This window comes from Phenylobacterium sp., from assembly GCF_036495085.1.
Taxonomy (GTDB): Bacteria; Pseudomonadota; Alphaproteobacteria; order Caulobacterales; family Caulobacteraceae; genus Phenylobacterium.
Window position 1 is genome coordinate 1 of record NZ_DASXNL010000061.1, and the last position, 19858, is coordinate 19858.

Genomic DNA, 19858 nt, shown 5'->3' on the forward strand with positions numbered 1-19858 from the left:
GGTGTTGCAGGTGACGTTCATGGGCCCGAACTCCTTGGCCATGACGTTGGCCAGCGTCGAAAGCCCTGCCTTGGTGGCTGCGTAGACGGAGTCGCCCATGGGCTCCAGACTGGCGGCCATGGAGCCGATGTTGATGATCCGGCCCCACTTCTTGCGGCGCATGAACTTGGCCGCCTCGCGGCTGACGATGAAGGGCGCCAGGAGGTTTACGTTGACCATCGCCTGGGCGGCCGCGGGCGGCATGATCATGGCGTACTGCGAGGTCAGCACCGCGGCGTTGTTGACCACGATGTCGATGCCCTCGATCTGCTTGTGAAGGCCGAGGAACGCCTTCTGGATGGCCAGGGGGTCGGCGAGGTCGACCTCGACGTGGTGGTAGGCCTCCCCGCTCAGGCTGGCCGGGCCGCGGGCAAAGCCGATCACCTTCGCGCCATTGTCCAGGAAATGGGTGGCGATGGTGCGGCCTACGCCTCGCGTGGCGCCGGTGACGAGGGCGGTCTTTCCCGAATAGAGGTCCATGCGCGGCCGAGAGATCCAGAGCGATGTCCCACGGTGTAGCTGCCAAGGGCGCCGACAGGGTTAACGAAACGCGGGTCCTGCCGAATTCAGGCGGGCGCCAGTTCGGCCAGCAGTTCCAGGACATAGTCGGTGAGGGCGCCGACGTCGTCGAAGGGCGAAATCTCGCGGCTCATGGCCCGGTCGTCCGTCAGGCTGATCGGAGTGTCCCACTTCAGGGTTAGCGCCGTCTCGACGTCGACGATCACCGAAACCAGGGAGAGCGAGTCCAGGCTCGCCTCGGGGCCGAAGAGCGGCGTCGAGGGGCCGACTTCGACACGGGCGTCCTCGTCCAGCTCCTGATTGAGGCTCTCGAGCGCGCCAAAGATGATGCGCAGCACTTCGTCGCGGCGACCCGCCATGTCAGCCACGCTTCAGGCCCCGGTCGCGCGAGGGCGGCCGAGCGCGATGAGGCTGCGCATGCGCGGCAGCGACGTTGCGCGGTATTCCTCGGCCAGCAGGCCCAGGCTGACGGCGTCGACGAACTCGCCGTCCATGAAGAAGTGGCGGCGCAGGCGGCCTTCTTCCTTCATGCCCAAATACTTCTGCCACTTCAGCATCAGGTGGTTTCGTTCCTCGACAAGCCCGTAGATCCGCTCCAGCCCCAGGCGCTCGAAAGCCAGCTCATAGAGGAGCTTCATCGCCTCGACCGCCGCCGGCGCGCCTTGCGCGGCAGCCTCGTCGCCGATCAGGAAACGGGCCGACTCAGCGCGCCGGTTGCTCAAGTCTATGTTGACCAGCGAGAGCATGCCTATGGCCGGCCCGCCGACCAGCTCGATCATATAGTTGAACTCGCCGGTTGGCCGGCTGGCGATCCAGCGCGCCTGGTCCTCGAGGGAGGCCGCCGCGCCGTTCAGATGGCGGGCCCGCGCGCCGAGACGCCACCTATGGGTGATCGGCGCGTCGTCGCAGGTTAAGGCGCGCAGGATCACGAACTCGCCCACCAGCCTTGGCGGCGCCTCAAGCGACGGCGTCTCGAGTGGCGCTCTTAGAGACTCGGTCGGCCCGTGGGTCATGGCTTAGCTATAGCCGGGGAGGGGGACGTTCAATACGCCGCCAGGGCATGGCCGCCCTTTCTCCGCCCCGCTCAGCCCTGGGCTGCCTTCCAAAGGCTGCGTAGTCGGGTGGCGGCGAGCTTGGGGCGCCGGTCACGGGTGAACACGCCCTTCTGGTTGAGCGAACCCACACGCATGATGCTCTGCGCGGTCTTGAAGTCGGCGAAGGCCCAGGGATGGGCGCCGACCACGTATGGGTGGCGGCGCAGCGTGCGCCAGTAGGCCTCGATCAGGTCGGCCTGGTAGTCCTCGCTCCACATTTCGGGCGGCTGGGCGTGGATGCCGGCGACCGCGTCAGCGCCGAACTCGGTGATGATCACCGGCTTGTCGCCATGGCGCGCCCGAAGCCCGGTGATCTCCTTTTCAAGGGTGGCCGCCGCTTCATCGATCCGGCCCGAGACCACGTACCAGCCGTTGTAGGAGTTGGCGCAGATCACATCGCCCTGGCCGACCCATTCGGCCGGGCCGCCCTGGACGCTGACCAGGGCGACGGGCCGCGTCTGGTCGAGCCCACGGGCGTGGGCGAAGAGGCGCTGGAAGAATTTCGTCCCGGTCTCGACGGCGCCCGGCGGGATGTCGTTGACGGTGTGGAAGGGCTTGGGGATCGGCTCGTTGGCCAGCGACCACAGGATCACGCACGGGTGGTTCTTGTCGCGATGGACCAGTTCGGTGAGCGCGCCCTCGAGCTGGCGATAGCGCGCCTCGATGATCGGCGGAGCGTCCATGAACACGAGGCTGACGCCCGGCGTCTCGGCGATCACCAGAAACCCATACTCGTCGGCGAGCATCAGGGCTTCCTCGGAATAGGGGTAGTGCGAGGTGCGGAAGCTGTTGGCGCCGATCCACTTGAGCAGCTCGAAATCGCGCACGAGCACCGGAAGGTCGAGCCCCTTGCCATGGATGGCGAAGTCCTCGTGCTTGCCAAAGCCGGTCAGGAACACCGGCTTGCCGTTCAGGCGGATCTCGCTGCCGCGGACCTCGACAGTCCGCACCCCGATCTTCATCGGATAGTCGTCGATGACGCTTTCCCCGCCCAGGCGGATGTTGAGGCGGTAGAGGAAGGGGTCTTGCGGCGACCAGGCGCGGACCGCGTCCACGCGAAGCCGGCCTGCGCCCCGGCCGTTCTCGACCGTCACGGGGACGGAGATGGGCCGAGGGCCACCGGTCAGGATCAGCTTCGCCGGCCCCGACCAGTTGGCGTTCACTGCGAAAGCCACGTCCACAACGCCCGTCGCGCCTGAGAAGGCCGTGGTCACGGTGACGTCCTGGACGTGCGTGTCGGGGGTGGAGACCAGCACCACCGGGCGATGCAGGCCGCAGTAGGGGAAGAAGTCGTAGGCCGTCTGCGGGTAGTCGACCTGGTACATCCGCGCTGTCTGCGGGTCGGGGATCGATGGCACCCGGTCGAGCTGAGGCTTGTTCTCGACACTGACCGTCAGCCGGTTCGGCTCACGCTCGCGCGCCAGTCCGCTGACGTCGAAGGCGAAGGGCAGGTGACCGCCGACGTGCTCGCCGAGATATTCGCCGTTCAGCCAGACGCGGGCGCGATAGACGGCCGAACCGAACCGCAGGCAAACGCGCCGGCCGCGCCAGCCGGGATCGAGCTGGAAGTCGGTCTCGTACCAGGCGGTTCCGAAGTAGTCGCGCGCGTCGTCGAAGAGGTCGTTCCAGCTGCAGGGCACCGGTATGCGCCGCGGCGTCGGCAGGCCGCCCACAAACCAGCGGTCCTGTTCGCCGCGATCGGTCGGGTCGAGCTGGAAGCGCCAGAGACCCGAGAGGTCCCGGCTGGCCCGGGTCGCGCTCTCGTGCGGGTAAAGGAGGCTCGCTGGTCCGCGCGCCGGGGCGCCCTGGGCGGCGGCCTGAGCGTTGGAGGAGGCCGCGAGCGCGCTCGCCGCAGCCGCGCTCGAGGCGACGAGGCCAAAGGCTCCGACCGCCTGGCGCCGCGTCATCGCCGCATCGCCGCGGTCCGGGTTTGTGTCGTCGCCCATGTCCGTCTTCCCCCAAATCCGCCGCCTCTTTGAGCGGCGCCCGGCGTCGGCGCCGTCAGCGGGCCGTCGTTGTGTAGCGTTTGCGCTCGGCGGCGATACGGGCGCGAGCCTGCTCCAGCTCCTGCACCTCGGTGGCCGCCAGCAGCGATTCCAGCACCCGGGTGAGGTGGTCGCGCATGGCGCGCCGCGCCGCCTCGGGCGAGCGTTCGCGCAACGCCTTGAGGATCGCGGCGTGCTCGTCGATCCGCGGCGTCACGCCCGCGGCGTGGGCCTTGGCGCTCAGCGACTGGGTCTGCGGGGAGCGCGCACGCGCATCCCACAACATCTGCACCGCTGCGACCATGGCGCTGTTCTGGGTCGCGGTGGCGATAAGCATATGGAAGCGTCGGTCGGCATCCTCCGACATCACCACGTTGCGGGCGTTCTCGGCCTGCATCTCGGCCACGAGCCGGCGCAGTTCCTCCAGTTCCTCATCCGATATCAGCGCCGCGGCCAGGGCGGCGCTTTCGCCCTCGATGGCGCGGCGTGCTTCGAGAAGTTCGAACGGGCCCACGTCCATCTCGCCCGCCTGGCCGCCGCGCGGCAGCCGCGCGGTCACGTAGACGCCCGATCCGAGGCGCACCTCGACGAGGCCATCCAGCTCCAGCGCGATGATCGCCTCGCGGATCGTAGGGCGGGAAACCTCGTAGGCTTGGGCCAGATCCCGTTCCGACGGCAGCCGCTGTCCCACGGCATACTGGCCGGCGGCGATTTTTTGCGAGAGGTCCTGCGCAACCTTCTCGTAGAGTCGTCCGGCTTCGGTTTTGGCGATCATCACGTCATCCCTTAGCTGGTCAGGCCAATCTGGACAAGCCAGAGCATGGGCCCTACGCTGGCAGAATGGAGGGCAATTCTGAAATGAGCCAGTCGGTGTTCACCCCTCATTCTAAGGCCTCCCAAGGGTCGTCGATTCCGCCGCTGAAGATCCGTTCGGCGCGGGTGATCGTGACGTCGCCCGGCCGCAACTTCGTCACCCTGAAGATCGAGACCGACCAGGGGGTCTACGGGATCGGGGACGCGACGCTGAACGGTCGCGAAAAGTCGGTCGTGGCCTACCTCGAGGACCACGTGATCCCGGTTTTGATCGGGCGCGATGCGCGGCGGATCGAGGACATCTGGCAATACCTCTATCGGGGCGCCTATTGGCGCCGCGGCCCGGTCACCATGCGCGCGATCGCCGCCGTCGACGTGGCGCTCTGGGACATCAAGGCCAAGGCGCTCGGCGCGCCGCTCTACGACCTGTTGGGCGGCAAGAGCCGTGAAGGCGTCATGGTCTACGGACACGCCAATGGCGAGACGCTGGAGGACACGCTCGAGGCGGTCGGGCGATACATCGAAGCCGGCTACAAGGCCGTTCGCGCGCAGTCCGGCGTGCCCGGTGTCGACCTTGCCTACGGCGTCGGACGCGGCGACCTCTATTACGAGCCCGCGGACGCGCAGCTGCCGACCGAGACCGTCTGGTCGACGCGCAAGTACATGAATTACCTTCCCAATCTATTCGAAGCGTTGCGGAAACGCTACGGCTTTGACGTCGAGCTTCTGCACGACGGCCACCATCGGATGACGCCGCTGGAGGCCGCCCAACTGGGCAAGCGGCTGGAGCCCTACCAGCTCTTCTGGCTGGAAGACGCGACCCAGGCGGAAAACCAGGACGCCTTCCGCCTGATCCGCAGCCACACCACGACGCCGCTTGCCGTCGGTGAGGTGTTCAACACCATCTGGGACGCCAAGGATCTCATCCAGGAACAGCTGATCGACTACATCCGGACCTCCGTGGTGGCAGCCGGCGGCCTGACCCACTTGCGCCGCATCGCCGATTTCGCCTCGGTCTGGCAGATCAAGACCGGCTGCCACGGGGCCACCGATCTCTCACCGGTGACCATGGGAGCGGCGCTGCATTTCGACACCTGGGTCCCCAACTTCGGCATCCAGGAATATATGCGCCACACCGCTGAGACCGACGCTGTCTTCCCCCACGCCTACAGCTTCTCGGACGGCCTGATGCACCCAGGCGATGGGCCCGGACACGGCGTCGACCTCGATGAGGCGCTGGCGGCGAAATATCCCTACGATCCGCGGCAGCTTCCGGTCGCCAGGCTGGAAGACGGAACCATGTGGAACTGGTGATCGCCGGCGGCGCAGCCCTCGACGCGATTTCCGCCTCCAGCAATTCTGACATACCAATGATTGCAGTTGGCCTTACCAATATGGTAGGACCGATCGCAACAGGTGGTCATAACGCCTGGAGGGATTGGGGAGGGGACATGAAGACCTTGTTTTCCAACACGTCGCTGCCGACATGGCTCGTTGTCGGCCTGGCGGCCAGCCTCTGCGCCGGCGCCGCCCAGGCGGCCGATGCCGCCCACGTCGAAGAAGTGATCGTCACCGCCCAGAAGCGGGCCGAGAACGTCCAGGACGTCCCCTCCGCGGTGCAGGTGGTTTCGGGGACGCAGCTTGCGGCCGCAGGCGTGCGGGAGTTCACCGACCTCACCAAGCTCGCGCCTTCGCTGGTGGTGCGGCCCGCTGAGCAGCCGGTCAACTCCTCGGTCTCGATCCGCGGCATCGGGACATTCGCCTTCAGCATCGGCGTCGAGCCCAGCGTGGCCATCCAGGTCGATGATGTTCCCGTGGCGTTTCAGGCCCGCGCCTTCACCGACCTTTCGGATATCGAGCGGATCGAGGTCCTGCGCGGGCCGCAGAGCACGCTCTACGGGAAGTCCGCCTCGGCCGGCCTGATCAATATCGTCACCCGCTCGCCCACAACCACGCTTTCAGGCGGCCTGGACGCGCTGGCGACGAGCGATGACGAGTATGGCGTGGGCGGCCATCTGTCCGGCCCGATCACCGACCAGCTCGCCTACCGGCTAAGCGCCAACTACGACAAGTTCGAGGGCAACGTGCGCAACGTCTTCACCGGCGACAAGGCCGGCGGACGCGACTTTGCTTCCGTGCATGGCAAGCTCGTCTGGACCCCGACGCAGACCTTTACCGCCACGCTTGGCTGGAACTACGTCAACGGCGGCACCACGGTCGGCCGTCCCTTCATCGCGCTCGCGCCCAACGCCACCTTGCGCGGCAACCCGGCCCTCCCGCCATCGGTCTTCCAGGCCGGGATCACTGTCGGGCCGGAGAACACCGACTTCGCCAACAACTTCAAGGCCCGGACCGACTATGACGACAACAGTCAGTCGCTGAAGCTTGAGTGGGACCTGGGCTTTGCGACGCTGATCTCGATCACCGGCAACGACAACTACAAGGTCACCGACCTCCTGGACGTCGACGAGACGGCGAGCACGCTCATCGACAACCGTCAGATCGGCTATTTCAAGTCAGGCCAGTTCACCCAGGAAGTGCGCCTGGTTTCGCGCGGCGACGAGCCGCTGCGCTACACCGTCGGCGCCTACTACGCCGACGTGGACTTCGTGCGGAACTTCTTCCGCGGGCCCTACTTCTCGCAGGCTCGCTGGTATGCGACCTCCGGCTCCAAGCAGACGGCGGCCTTCGGCCAGCTTGACTGGGAGTTCATCCCGGGCACGACGGCCACCGGCGGGCTGCGGTTCCAGAACGAGAAGATCGACTACACGTTCGACGACATACTGAACAACGCCATGTTCGCCGGTAACGCCAGCGATGACTTCTGGACCTACCACGCAGCCCTGAACCACAAGTTCACCGAAGACCTCATGGGCTACGTCTCCTATTCGACAGGACACAAGGGTCAGACCTACGACCTGACCACAGGCTTCAACCTGAACCGCCAGCTTGCCGGGCCGATCCAGCCGGAAACCTCGAAGAGCTGGGAGGCAGGCGCGCGCAGCCAGCTGTTCGACCACCGCCTGACCCTCAACGTCACGGCCTTCCATACCGAATACGAGAACTTCCAGGCGCAGGGCATCGAGACCCTGCCGGACGGGACCTCGAACTTCCGCCTGGCCAACGTCGGCAAGCTCAGGACCCAGGGCGTGGAGGTCGATTCGACGGCCAGGCTCAGCGAGGAGTGGCGGCTTTCGGCGTCCGGCGCCTATGTCGACGCCCAGATCACCAGCTTCCCCGTCGCCCAGTGCTTCCCGCTACAGACCGCGGCTCAAGGCTGCCTGGGGAGCCCCGGTCGCCAGAACCTTGGCGGCGCCACACCCGCCCAGTCGCCGAAGTGGAAGTTCTCGGCCGACCTCGACTACACCCATCAGCTGGCGAGCTCGCCGCTCGAGATCGTCGGCACGGGGTCCTATTCCTACCAGAGCCGGGTGAATTATTCGCTGAACCAGGATCCGCAGACGGTCCAGAAGGCCTACGGGATCCTCAACCTGACGGGCGGCGTCCGCGATCCGCTGCACCATTACGAGGTGATGGCCTTCGTCAACAATGTCTTCGACGAGCACTACTACGCGAACATTTTCGACCAGGCCGGCACCTACAACAACCAGCTGGCCACGCAGGTGATCCTGCCCCGCGACTTCAAGCGCTTCGCAGGCGTCCGCGCATCCTACTGGTTCTAAGGTGGCGTGAGAATCGCCGCCGGACCGCCCTCATCTCCGAGGGCGTTCGGCGGCGCCCCTATTGAAATGCGGCCAAGGGCCGACGGCGCGGAAGATTGGCAGGGGAACGATGGCCGACGAGGTCCTTGAGGGTCCCACCACCACCGATCCGTCGTCGGTCTATGACGGCGCCGACGCAGGCGGGGTGAATGCGCCTGCGCTGCGGGGCTTCGTTTTTGCGCTCTTCTTCATCTTCGGCGGCGTCACCAGCCTCAACGATGTGATCATCCCGAAGCTGAAGGAACTTTTCACCCTCAGCTACGCCGAGGCGCTCCTCGTGCAGTCGGCGTTCTTCGCGGCCTATTTCCTGATCTCGATCCCGGCCTCGGGGCTGGTGCGCCGGGTGGGCTATATGCGCACCGCCGCCTTCGGGCTTTTGACCATGACCGCCGGGTGCCTGCTGTTTGTGCCGGCCTCGGCGTCAGGCGCCTTCTACGTCTTTCTGGGCGCGCTTTTCGTCCTCGCAGCAGGGATCACCACCGTGCAGGTGGTGACCAATCCACTGATCTCCATGTTGGGGCCGCCCAGCACCGCGCACAGCCGGCTGACCTTCGCCCAGGCCTTCAACTCCATCGGCACGACGGTCTTCCCGTTTGTCGGCTCGCTCCTGATCCTGGGCCCGCTGGCGAAGGTCGACTCTCACGAGCTTTCGGGCGCTGCCCTGGTCGCCTACCGGGCGAGCGAGACCCACGTCGTCGTGCGCACCTACCTGGGCCTGGCGCTGGCTCTGCTTGTCGTGGCCTGGGTGGTCTGGAGCCGCCGAAAACTCCTTCCGGAAACCCCCGAAGCGAGCCCGAGCCTGCTCAGGTCCTTCGATCTTCTCGGCCAGCCGCGCTTCGGCTTCGGAGCCCTGTGCATCTTCCTCTACGTCGGCGCAGAGGTGGCGATCGGCTCGATCATCGTGAACTTCCTCATCCAGTCGAACGTGCTGGGCCTGGGCGCCCAGGCTGCCGGTAAGCACCTCATCTTCTACTGGGGCGGCGCCATGGTCGGCCGCCTGGTCGGGGGTTTCCTCTTGCGCATGTTCTCCCCCGGCAAGGTGCTGGCCGTGGCCGCGGCCGGTGCGATCGCCCTGATCACGGTGGCCTCCACCAGCGTCGGTCCCATCTCCGGGTGGGCTCTGCTTGCGGTCGGGCTGATGAACTCGATCATGTTCCCGACCATCTTCAGTCTGGCCAACGAGGGGCTCGGGCGGCGCGCGGCCGAGGGCTCGGGACTGATCTGCGTCGCCATCGTCGGCGGCGCGATCATTCCGCCGCTAACCGGTCACCTGGCCGATATCTGGAACCTGCGCGCCGCGCTCTGGCTGCCGGCGCTCTGCTACGCCGTCATTGCGCTCTTCGGGGTCTATGCCCGGCGCCCGGCCTTCCTCAAGGCTTGAGGGCAAGCCGCGGTTGTCCGCCGCCAAGCCGGCGATAAGCCGCTTCCAGGGCGTTCCGAAACGGCGCGCGCCGCGGGAGCTCCGGCCCGAAGATCGCCTCGATCTCCAGGAACGCCGCCACATCGCGCGCCGGATCACCGCCGCAGCGCCTGGCGACCGCCGACAGGAGCGGCGCAAGCGGATCGGTGATCGGCGCCTCATTGGCGACCTGGCGGCAAACAAACTGCATCCAGGCCGCAACGCCGACCGCCAGGCGCTCGACCGGGCGCCCCGCGGCAAGCGCCTCGCTGATCGGCTGCAGCAGGCGGATCGGCAGCTTCTGCGACCCGTCCCAGGCGATCTGGGCGAGCTTGTGAACGATCGCGGGGTTGCGGAACCGCGCCAGGATCTCAGCAACGTAGGCGCTCACGTCCAGTCCCGGCGTCAGCGTGAGGCCAGGCGCCATGTCCAGCCGCATCAGCCGCTCGATGAAGCCGGCGAGTTCCGGGTCGGCCATGGCCTCGCAGACGCTTTGGTAGCCCAGGCGCAGGCCCACGTAGGCCAGCGTCGAGTGGCTCCCATTGAGCACACGGAGCTTGGCGCGCTCGAAGGCGGCGACGTCGCCGGCAAGCGTCACGCCGGCGGCGGCGAAAGTTTCGGCCTCGGCGCCAAGCTCATCGGCGATCACCCACTGGACGAACCGCTCCCGCTGGATCGGCCAGGCGTCGCTGAGACCAAGGCGCTCGGCGGCCTCGGCGCGCAGGATGTCGTCGCTCGCCGGCGTGATGGCGTCGACCATCGTGCCCGGGAAGCGGACTTCCCCTTCGATCCAGTGCGCAAGGTCGGCCTGGCCGCTGGCCCGGGCGAATTGCCGCGCGCTGCGGGCGAAGCGCTCGCCGTTTCCAGAGAGGTTATCGCAAGCGATCGCAGTCAGTCCGCCGAGACCCGCGGCGCGGCGCCGGCGCAGCCCCTCCACCAGCCAGCCGACAAGGGTCTGGGGCTCAGTCGTCCGGCCAAGGTCCTGGCGGATCGCCGGCAAGTCGAGGTCGAGGTCGCCCCCAGGGCTCAGGCAATAGCCCTTCTCGGTGACGGTGGCCGTGACCAACCTTACGGCCGGATCGACCAGCCGGGCGAAGACCGCCTGCGGCGAGCGCGGCGCCGTCAGGACTTGTCGGATGGCGCCGATCACCCGGACGACATTTTCGGCTTCGCGTTCGGTCAGGCTGTAGAGGCCGTCCTGCGGCTCGAGCGCCGCCCTGACGGTGTCGCTGTGCAGCGACACCGCGCAGATCGCGAGCGTCGGGTCGCGCGCCAGCATACGATCGAAATAGAAGGCCTGGTGGGCGCGATGAAAGGCGCCCGGGCCAAAGTGCACGACGCCCACCCGAGTGTCGGCGCGATCATAGTCCGGCCGGATGACGCCGCCCCGCAGCTTCGCCATCGTCGCGTCGCTGAGCCGAAGTCGGGGGCCGGATGGAGACTCTGGAGACGAAGTCATACAGCGATGGTAACCGGTGTCTTATTCCGTGGAAATCGACCGCTGTCTGCGCGGGAGCCTTGAGGAACCATGTCCAAGCCGCTGAACCTCCACGAAGATCGGCTGTTCCCGACGGACCCGGTCCAGCGCGGTGTGGCCCGACGGCTATACGGCGAGGTCGCGAACCTGCCGATCATCAGCCCGCATGGCCACACCGATCCGGAGTGGTTCGCCACCGACACGCCCTTTTCCGACGCGACCAGCCTCCTGCTGGCGCCCGACCACTACCTCTACCGGATGCTCTATAGCCAGGGCGTGCCGCTGGAGGCCCTGGGCGTGGGGTCGCGAAAGGGCGCAAGCCCGGCCGACCCGCGCGCGGCCTGGCGGCTCTTTGCGGGCCACATGCGCCTCTTCCGCGGCACGCCCTCGGCGATCTGGCTCAACCACGTCTTCGCAGCGGTCTTCGGCTTTGACGTAGCCCTCGAGGCCGCCACCGCCGACTTCTATTTCGATCGCATCGGCGAGCTCCTGGCGACGCCGGCGTTCCGTCCGCGCGCCCTCTTCGAGCGGTTCAACATCGAGGTCCTGGCGACCACGGAATCACCGTCCGACGAGCTTGTCCATCACCAGGCCATCCGCGACAGCGGCTGGCGGGGCAGGGTGGTGACGGCCTACCGCCCCGACCCGGTCATCGATCCGGAGCACGAGGACTTCTGGGTTTCGCTGGACCGCTTCGGGCGCCTGAGCGGCCAGGACATTTCGTTCTGGAACGGCTACCTGGAGGCCCACCGGGTGCGTCGCCGCGCGTTCATGGCGGCCGGCGCGACCTCCACCGACCACGGCCACCCGAGCGCGGCCACTGCGGACTTGACCCCCGTTGAGGCCGAGGCGCTCTACCACCGCATCCTGGATGGCGTCTGGTCGAAGGAAGACGCCGAGCTCTTCCGCGCCCAGATGCTCACCGAAATGGCCAGGATGAGCCTCGAGGACGGGCTGGTGATGCAGCTCCACCCGGGCTCGTTCCGCAACCACAACGCCAACCTTTACCGCAGCTTCGGCCGCGACAGGGGCGCCGATATCCCGCAGGCGACGGACTATGTTCGCGCGCTGAAGCCCCTGCTTGACCGCTTCGGCGCCGAGCCGGGCTTCAGCCTGATCCTCTTTACGCTGGACGAAACCGCCTACAGCCGCGAACTCGCGCCGCTCGCCGGGCACTATCCGGCGCTGAAGCTCGGGCCGGCCTGGTGGTTCAACGACAGCCCCGAGGGCATCCGGCGCTTTCGTGAGCAGACCACCGAGACGGCGGGCTTCTACAACACGGTGGGCTTCAACGATGACACCCGCGCCTTCCTCTCGATTCCAGCGCGTCATGACGTGGCGAGGCGCGTGGATTGCGGGTTCCTCGCCCGCCTCGTGGCCGAGCACCGGCTGGACGAGGACGAAGCCCGCGAGCTTGCCGTCGACCTCGCCTACAACCTGGCCAAGCAGGCCTACAAACTGGCTGGGCCGCCCCCCTGACCAGAGGCGGCGGATCGGCCGGCCGTCACGGCTCGAGATCGACGCGGCGCCAATCGCCGAACGGGCCGTCGCCTAAGATCCGGCCGCGGCGCGCCAGGACGGGCCTGAGCTCGCCCGGGCGAAAGAGGAGCGCGAGCGGGCCTTGCGGCGGCCTCTGTCCGGTCGCGCGACAATCCACCACCAGGGCCTCAGGCGTGGCCTCGAGCGCCAGGCTCCAATGACCGAAGGCGCCGTCGCGCCAGGCTTCCGTCTCGCCGTCGTCCTCGTAGCAAGAGGCGCTGAACGCGCCCTGCAGGGGTGCGAAGACTGCAAAGGCGCGCGCCTCGCCTCGCCGCTCGAAGGTCTGCTCGGCGATGTTGAGCGCGATCGCCGAGCCCTCGCGGACGAGCAGCGGCGGGCGGCCCCAGGGCGCGGGAAGCGTGATGTGCTGTCCGCCCTCGAAGGCTCGCCCGCTCCAGAAATCGACCCAGGCGGCGCCGGCAGGAAGGTAGAGGCTCCGCGAATCCGCGCCCGGCGTCACCACCGAGGCGACCAGCAGGGATGGGCCCAGCATCAGCTCGTCGCTGTCTTCCAGGCAGGCCGGATCTTTCGGGAACTCGTGGAAGGTCGGCCGGATGATGGGCTCGAAGGCGCCATGGTGGCGCCACGCCAGGTCATAGAGATAGGGCGTCAGCTGGTAGCGTAGCTTGATCAGGTCGCGCACGACGCCGGTCGCGGCCTCGTGCATCCAGGGCTCGTTGGCCGTGCCGTCGTCATTCCAGGAATGGATGCTGAAGCGCGGCATGAAGACGCCGGCCTCGACCCAGCGCACGAAGAGCTCCGCGTCGGGCCGTGGGCCGCTGAAGCCGCCGATATCGTGACCGGAGTTGGAGACCCCGCTCAGCGCCAGGCCCAGCCCCATGCGGATATTGTACTTAAGGCTCTCCCATGCCGTGGCGTTGTCGCCCGACCAGGTCTGCACATAGCGCTGCATCCCGGCCGCGCCCGCGCGGCTGACCAGGAATGGACGGCGCTCAGGGGCGTGCTCGAGCTGGGCGCCTCGCGAGGCCTTGAGCATCAGGAGCGTCTGCAGGGGCTTGGTCAGTATCGCAGGCGTTGGAGCGCCGCACATGGCGGCCATCGCCGTGGGCGAGGTCACCTCGAACTCGTTGTTGTCGTTCCAGGTGGCGTCGATGCCGACGTCCAGCAGTTGCGTGGTGACGTGGGCGCCCCACCAGGCCCGGGCGTCCGGGTTGGTGAAGTCCAGATAGGCTCCGAGCCCGTCCCAGAACTGCGCCCAGGCCGGCTCGCCGTCGGGCTCGCTGATCAGGAGGCCCTTGCTGCGGGCTTCTTCGAAGAGCGGGTGGTCGTCGAGCAGGCAGGGCTTGATGTTGGCGCAGAGCCTGACGCCCGCGGCGTGGTAGCTCTTCGCAAAGCCCGCCGGATCGGGGAACTTCTCCAGGTTCCAATTGAAGACGTACCGGCGCTTGCCGATCGAGGTGTAGCCGGACGACAAGTGGAAGGAATCGCACAGGATGTCGTGGTCTCGGCACGCATCGATGAAGTCCGCCATGCGGGCCTGCGCGTCCGGCGCGTCGGTATAGCTCATGGTCGAGCCGGAATAGCCCAGCGCCCAGCGCGGCAAGAGGGCGGGGCGCCCCGTCAGCCAGGTGAAGCGCCGGGTCACCTCGGCGACGGTGGGGCCGGCGATCACATAGTAGTCGAGGTCGCCACCGGCGGCGCTGAAGCTCCGATAGAGCCCGTGGTAGTTGCTGCGCTCGGCGCCGAAGTCGAATTCGCAATCGGCATAGGTGTCGTAGAAGAGGCCGAACGCCAGGCCGGTCACGGCGTGGTGGGTGATGTAGAACGGAATGTGCTTGTAGAGCGGGTCGGAGCTCGACGCATCGTAGCCCATGGCGTCCAGGTTGCTCAGGCGAAGCCGTCGCCCGGCCCGGTCGAGAACGCCGCTCTTCTCGCCCAGGCCGAAGTATCGCTCAGCGGGATCGCGGACCAGATAGTGGCGAGGCTCTGCGCCCCACCAGCCGAAATTGTAGGCCTGGGTGCGGCGGTCGCGGGCGATGGGCGCCCAGGCCTCGCCCTCAGCCATTTCCCAATCGAGGAAGAGGCCCGCCAGCCGCACCGTGAGGCGCAGCCGCTTGGTGGCGATGACCAGCCGTTCGGCGCTCTCGTGCAAGTCGAAGTCGGGCGCGGAGAACCCCGTGGCGTCCAGCCGGTCGCGCCCGGCGTCCGGGACGTCCTCTGCCCCCGGCGCAATCGCCCAGGTACGGGGTCCGGTGAGACCCCCCGGCGGGCAAAAGAGCACCCTGATGATATCCGGCTCGAGGATGAAGATCTCCACGGCGTGGCCGGTTTCGGACGTGAGCGTCAGCCGGGGCCCCTCACGGTTGGCCAGCCTGAACTTCGGGGGGTTGGCGAACGAGGTCCTCACGCGTAGGCGCCTCGCAGGTCGAGCTGCCGGGGGCGCAGCAGCGCGAAGAGCACCATGGCGCCTACGATGTCGAAGACGGCCAGCAGGCTGAAGAGCGGGGCAAAGCCGACGCTGTCGGCCAGCGCGCCCACCAGCAGTGAGAAGACCAGGCCCCCGCTCCAGCCGAACATGCCCACCAGGCCGTTCGCGCGCGCCACCGAGCGCTGCGGGAAGACATCGGTCGTCAGCGTGTTGATCAGCACCGAGATCACCTGGTGGGCGAAGCCGCCGATGCAGAAGAGGGCGATGGCCACGTAGGGGTTCACCGCCAGGCCCACGCAGCCAGGCGCGATCATCAGGAGCGCGGCCATGGCGACGCCCGTCGCGCGTGAGCTTAAGAGCCCCAGGCGCAACCGCTTCATCAGGAACGGTGAGAGATAGCCGCCAAGGATGCCGCCGGCGTCCGCCGCCAGGAACGGCAGCCACGCGAAGAGTGCGATGTGCTTTAGGTCCATGCCGCGTTCGCGGGCCAGGTAGAGCGGAATCCAGAAGCTGAAGGTCTGCCAGGCCGGCTCGGCGAGGAAACGCGGGATGGCCAGCGCCCAGAACACCCGCTGGCGCAGGAGGGCCGCGATGGGGACCGCCGCCTCGTCGCCGGTGCTGACCGGCCCGGGCGCCAGGGCTCGCTCAGTGGCGCTGAGCGCTGGGTGACGGCTGGGCGGATCGTAGAGCAGGTACCAGGCCAGCGCCCAAATGAGGCCGACGGCGCCGGTGGCCACGAACGAGGCGCGCCAGCCGTAACTGAGCGACAGCCAGATCACCACGGGTGGGGCGATCAACGCGCCCAGTGAGGTGCCGGCGTTGAAGTAGCCGATGGCCACCGAGCGGTCGCGGGCCGGGAACCATTCGCCGACCGCCTTGACCCCGGCCGGGATCGCGGCCGCTTCGCTGACGCCCAGAAGCCCGCGGAAGAAGGCGAGCGACATCCAGCCCCCGGCCAGGCCGTGGGCCATGTTGGAAAGCGACCAGGCGAGCGCGAAGAGGGCGAAGGCGACCTTCAGGCCGAGCCCGTCGATGATCGCCCCGCAGATCGGCTGCATGAGCGTGTAGGCGAGCTGGAAGGAGGCGACGACCCAAGAATATTCACGGGTGGAGAAGTGCAGCTGAGCCATCAGCTCGGGCGCAAGGACGCCCAGGGAATTGCGCGCCAGATAGTTCAGGATCGTGCCGACGCAGATGAGCGCCACGATCCACCACCGCAGGCGCCGCAGGCTCATGGCCCGGTCCCGATGCTGGGCGAGATCGTCGCTTTGATGCCCATGTCTTGCGAAAATTCCGTGCGGACCCCCAACCTGTGGCCCCAAGCGCGTACGTTGTACGTCATCGCCTTGGCGCGCAGGCCTGCCCCATCTGGCTAAGGACTCGAAACCGGTTTGTCCATTTCTGTCCAGATTCCCGCCGCCGAGGATGTGCGGATCAACGTCCGGACGCCCTGCCGCGTCTGGTCTTTCGACCAAAAGACACATCCTACGAAGTTATAAGGGAAATCCGCGCGATGCTTGCGTGTGGAATACCGCTGTTGTCTAATGCCGGCTCGGGCAAAGGGCGAGGCAGGGCATCCTGAAAGCACCTGGCGCGAAACGCCGCGGGCTGACCCCCGCGGGTGCGGGCCCCGTCGCAGGCGCTGAGCGATCCAGCGCGTGTGGCCGTGGTCACAGAAGGCAGGCAGCCGGCAATGCTCTATGCAGCCCGCCGGTCAGCCGCCCGGCTTTGAGGGAGACATCGTTGGTATCGCGCTCGGTCGCCTGGCGGCCGGCCAGGCAGATCGCTGGGACGTGGTTTTTTTGATGCGCAGGTGGCGGCAGTCATGAGCGGCTCTGAAATCCCCTCGGAGCGCTCGATCATCACGGTGCTGGCGACGGACATCGTCGAATCCACACGCCATATCGCCGCCTGCGATCCTGACGACGCCCAGTCGTTCTATGACCACTGGTTCGAATATCTGCGCGACGCCGTCGAGGGCGCCGGCGGAACGATGATCCACTACGCCGGCGATGGCGGCATCGCGGTGTTCGGCTGGCCAAGCCCACTGGAGGATCACGCCGACCGGGCCTGCGCCGCGGCTTGGGAAATCCAGCGCCCCAATAACGGTCCCCTGGGCCCCGACGGTCGCACCGTCCGCTTCCGGGTCGGCCTTCACTCCGGCCTGGCGGCTGTTCGGCAGATCAACCGGGGGGGCATCTCGCGCTTCGACACCGTGGGCGCGACAGTCAACATCGCCGCCAAGTTGCAGCAGGCCGCCCCGACCGGCGGCATACTGCTGAGCGGCCAGGCGGCAAGGCTCTGCCGAGCGCAGCTCAGCCTCACCCCGCATTCCCCGTCGCCGACCTTCGGCGCCGTGCAGATCGACGCCTTCAGGCTGGAGGCGCGACCCGACCGCCTCGACGAGAGCGATGTGGCGCGGCGATATCGCTCGCCGATGGTCGGGCGCGACCGGGAGTTGGCGAAGCTGCGCGGAATGCTCCCGCGGCCGCACGCCGAGAGCCGCTCCGTCGCGCTGATCGGCGAGGCCGGGATCGGCAAGAGCCGGCTGGCGGCCGCGGCCATGAGTGAAGCCCTGGCGTTGGGCTCCAGGGTCTGTGTGTTCTTCGGCGACGCGCAAAAGCGCACAACGCCGTTTGCGGCGCCGCGCGGCCTGATCGAAGATCTGCTGCGTCCGTCCGGCGCCATCTCGGGCGAGGACCTGCGATCAGCGCTCAGCGATGCGGCGCTTAGCGAGGACGACTTCGCAGCACTCGAATCGCTCTTCGCCCCGCCACAGGACCGCGCGCGGAACAAGGCCGGCAGGCTGACGGAGACGCAGCTGGCGCGTGTGCTGGTCGACAGCTTCTGCGTGCTGGCGCTCGACCGGCCAAGCGTCGTCCTGATCGAGGACCTGCATCTGATCGATCCGGAAAGTCGCCGGTTCCTGCGGCTGCTCGCGGAGGCCAAGGCCGCCCAGCCCCTGCTGCTCGTGCTCACCGGTCGTCCCGAGGCCCGCGACGAGGCGCGGGAAACGGCGCGGACCATAATCCAGTTGGAACCGCTTTCGACCGGCGCCATGCAGGACCTCGGCCGCCAGCTGTGGCCTGAGGGTGAGGCGCCTGGGCCGATACTTGATCGCATCGTGCACCGCGCCGATGGCCTCCCGTTTGTGCTTGAGGAGCTGGTGCGCTCGATCGAGGGCAGGGACCTGCCTGGGTTCGAGGGCCTGCCGCACAGCGTCGAGTCGGTGATCCATGCCCGCCTTCAGCGGCTCTCGCCGAGCGCCAAGGCGCTCGCCCAGGCGCTCAGCCTGCTTGGCGAGGACGTCGATGTCGAATTCGCCAGCGCGGTGCTGGGCGTCGAGGCTGGGACCGTGACAGCTGATCTCGCCGAGCTCGAGCGGTTCGCCTTCATCCATCCCGTCGCGGGTCAGGCGACGCACATGCGCCACCAGATCATCACCGAGGCGTGCGCCGACACCATCCCGCACGAGCGTCGGCGCGAGCTGCACAGGAGGGCTGTCCAGGCGATCACCTCGAGATACGAGAACCTCGGCGGCCGCTTCGAGAAGCTGGCCTTCCACGCGGAGAGTGCGGGCGATGACGAAGGCGCGCTCGGCTATCTTTGGGAGGCCGGCCTCGAAGCGCGGCGCAGCTCCGCAGGAGCTTCTCTCAACCTGATTTTCGACCGCGCGCTGGGGGTGATCGCCCGGCTGGGCGAGGCCGCCGACGAGAAATACGTCGACTTCGTGCTGATGGTGTTCGCCTCGATGCTGCAGCTCGGCGAGTTCGACAAGATGAACACCCACCTGCCGCGGGCGATCGAACTGGCGCGGCGCCACGGCCACCCGCGCCTGGTTTGCAGCAGCCTCTCGCAGCTGGGGCTGATCTGCTGGTTTGAGGGTCGATATGCCGAGGGCCTGGCCGCGACCGAGGAGGGCCTGGCCATGGCTCGCCTCCTCAGGTCACCCGCCCTGATCTTCTCCAACCAGGTCATGCTCGCAAACCTGCTGCACGGCATGGGGCGTCTGGATCAGGCGATAGCCGAGGCGCGTGATCTCTCCGACATGCTCACCGGTCCGCTGGAGACAGCGCGTCTCGGCGCCAACGGCATTCCGCGATCCCTCACCCTGTCGTTTCTGAGCTGGATCATGGCCGACACCGGCCGCTACGCAGATTGCCTGGAAATCGCCGAGCAGGGCCTGGCCATCGCTGTGCGCGAGCAGGATACCTATTCGGAGGTGCTGGCGCGCTCCGCCCTTGGCCGCAGTCTCACCATGCTCGGCCGCAACAGCGACGCGGTCGACTGCCTGGCGCAGGCTCGCTATCTCAGCGAGCGCAACGGCTATGACGCCATCAAGGCGAACCTGGCGGGCCGGATCGCCATTGCGCTCTCGCGAACGGGCCGGATGCGCCAGGCTATCGAGATCGTCGAGGAATGCCTTCGCAAGGGCTTGCACCTGCGCACCGGTCAGATGGAGCGGTATTTCCTGCTGGCCGGCTACGCCGAAGCCCTGGTCACCAGCGGCGACGCCGAAAGGGGCCTGGCGCAGCTGGAAGAGGCGTTCCTGATCGCCAGGCGCATCAACAACCCCTGCTGGATGGTCGATGGTCTGGGACTTCGTGCACGGCTGATGACGCGCGCGAAACCCGGCGATCCACGCATCGAGGGCGACCTTGCTGAGCGGAGCGAGCTCTGCCGGCGCTATGGCATCGCGCCTTGGGCGATGGAGCCCGCGACCGGAACACCGATCGCGCAGACCGCGTGAGCGGGGCTCCGGGTCAGTGTGGGCGATCGAACGCCACCCAAAGCTGATCCGGGATCAGGTTTTGCCGGCGTAGCCTGCCTCGGGACCCTGTCGCGCGGCGCAGACCATCGCGCTTCAGAAGGGGCTGCAGCA

General features: G+C 67.5%; 13 protein-coding genes. 5 read left to right on the forward strand and 8 right to left on the reverse strand.

What is annotated here, in order from left to right; translation table 11 throughout:
- The 5 genes from VGI62_RS07560 to VGI62_RS07580 form a co-directional block, all read right to left on the reverse strand.
- Positions 1-519, reverse strand: a 519-nt coding sequence (locus VGI62_RS07560) for an SDR family oxidoreductase (protein WP_331503793.1), incomplete at its 3' end; no start/stop codon positions are given.
- A gap of 86 nt (positions 520-605) precedes the next feature.
- Positions 606-917, reverse strand: coding sequence for a hypothetical protein (locus VGI62_RS07565; protein WP_331503804.1), 312 nt, complete (start codon positions 915-917; stop codon positions 606-608).
- 12 nt (positions 918-929) lie between these two features.
- Entirely contained in the window at positions 930-1571 is a 642-nt protein-coding gene (locus VGI62_RS07570; RefSeq protein WP_331503794.1) for a GNAT family protein, read from the reverse strand.
- 71 nt (positions 1572-1642) lie between these two features.
- The gene (gene uidA, locus VGI62_RS07575) at positions 1643-3598 is read right to left on the reverse strand and encodes a beta-glucuronidase (RefSeq protein WP_331503795.1); all 1956 of its coding nucleotides are present in this window, start codon (positions 3596-3598) and stop codon (positions 1643-1645) included.
- A gap of 55 nt (positions 3599-3653) precedes the next feature.
- Complete coding sequence (locus tag VGI62_RS07580) at positions 3654-4412, reverse strand: FadR/GntR family transcriptional regulator (RefSeq protein ID WP_331503796.1); 759 nt, start codon at positions 4410-4412, stop codon at positions 3654-3656.
- Positions 4413-4495: 83 nt separating this feature from the next.
- Between VGI62_RS07580 and manD the strand changes: the two genes are divergently transcribed.
- The 3 genes from manD to VGI62_RS07595 all read left to right on the forward strand — a co-directional run bounded on the left by manD (position 4496) and on the right by VGI62_RS07595 (position 9553).
- Complete coding sequence (gene manD / locus VGI62_RS07585) at positions 4496-5764, forward strand: D-mannonate dehydratase ManD (RefSeq protein WP_414695652.1); 1269 nt, start codon at positions 4496-4498, stop codon at positions 5762-5764.
- Positions 5765-5901: 137 nt separating this feature from the next.
- On the forward strand, positions 5902-8133 hold the full coding sequence (locus tag VGI62_RS07590) for a TonB-dependent receptor (protein ID WP_331503797.1): 2232 nt from the start codon (positions 5902-5904) through the stop codon (positions 8131-8133).
- Positions 8134-8242: 109 nt separating this feature from the next.
- On the forward strand, positions 8243-9553 hold the full coding sequence (locus tag VGI62_RS07595; protein ID WP_331503798.1) for a sugar MFS transporter: 1311 nt from the start codon (positions 8243-8245) through the stop codon (positions 9551-9553).
- Here the strand turns inward: VGI62_RS07595 and VGI62_RS07600 are convergent.
- A complete protein-coding gene (locus tag VGI62_RS07600) occupies positions 9543-10973 on the reverse strand; it encodes a mannitol dehydrogenase family protein (protein WP_331503799.1) in 1431 nt (476 codons plus the stop codon). The two genes, VGI62_RS07595 and VGI62_RS07600, sit on opposite strands and share 11 nt — an antisense overlap.
- 126 nt (positions 10974-11099) lie before the next feature.
- Here VGI62_RS07600 and uxaC point away from each other — a divergent pair, with 126 nt between their 5' ends.
- Complete coding sequence (gene uxaC / locus VGI62_RS07605) at positions 11100-12527, forward strand: glucuronate isomerase (RefSeq protein ID WP_331503800.1); 1428 nt, start codon at positions 11100-11102, stop codon at positions 12525-12527.
- Between the two features lie 25 nt (positions 12528-12552).
- Here the strand turns inward: uxaC and VGI62_RS07610 are convergent, their stop codons facing one another.
- Positions 12553-14955 carry a glycoside hydrolase family 31 protein gene (locus VGI62_RS07610; protein ID WP_331503801.1) on the reverse strand — a complete coding sequence of 801 codons (2403 nt, stop codon included), beginning with the start codon at positions 14953-14955 and terminating at the stop codon, positions 12553-12555.
- Positions 14952-16211, reverse strand: a complete 1260-nt coding sequence (locus VGI62_RS07615) for an MFS transporter (RefSeq protein WP_331503802.1) — start codon at positions 16209-16211, stop codon at positions 14952-14954. Before VGI62_RS07615 ends, VGI62_RS07610 begins: the two co-directional genes overlap by 4 nt.
- 590 nt (positions 16212-16801) lie before the next feature.
- Between VGI62_RS07615 and VGI62_RS07620 the strand changes: the two genes are divergently transcribed.
- A complete protein-coding gene (locus VGI62_RS07620) occupies positions 16802-19726 on the forward strand; it encodes an ATP-binding protein (protein ID WP_331503803.1) in 2925 nt (974 codons plus the stop codon).
- Positions 19727-19858 lie beyond the last annotated feature (132 nt).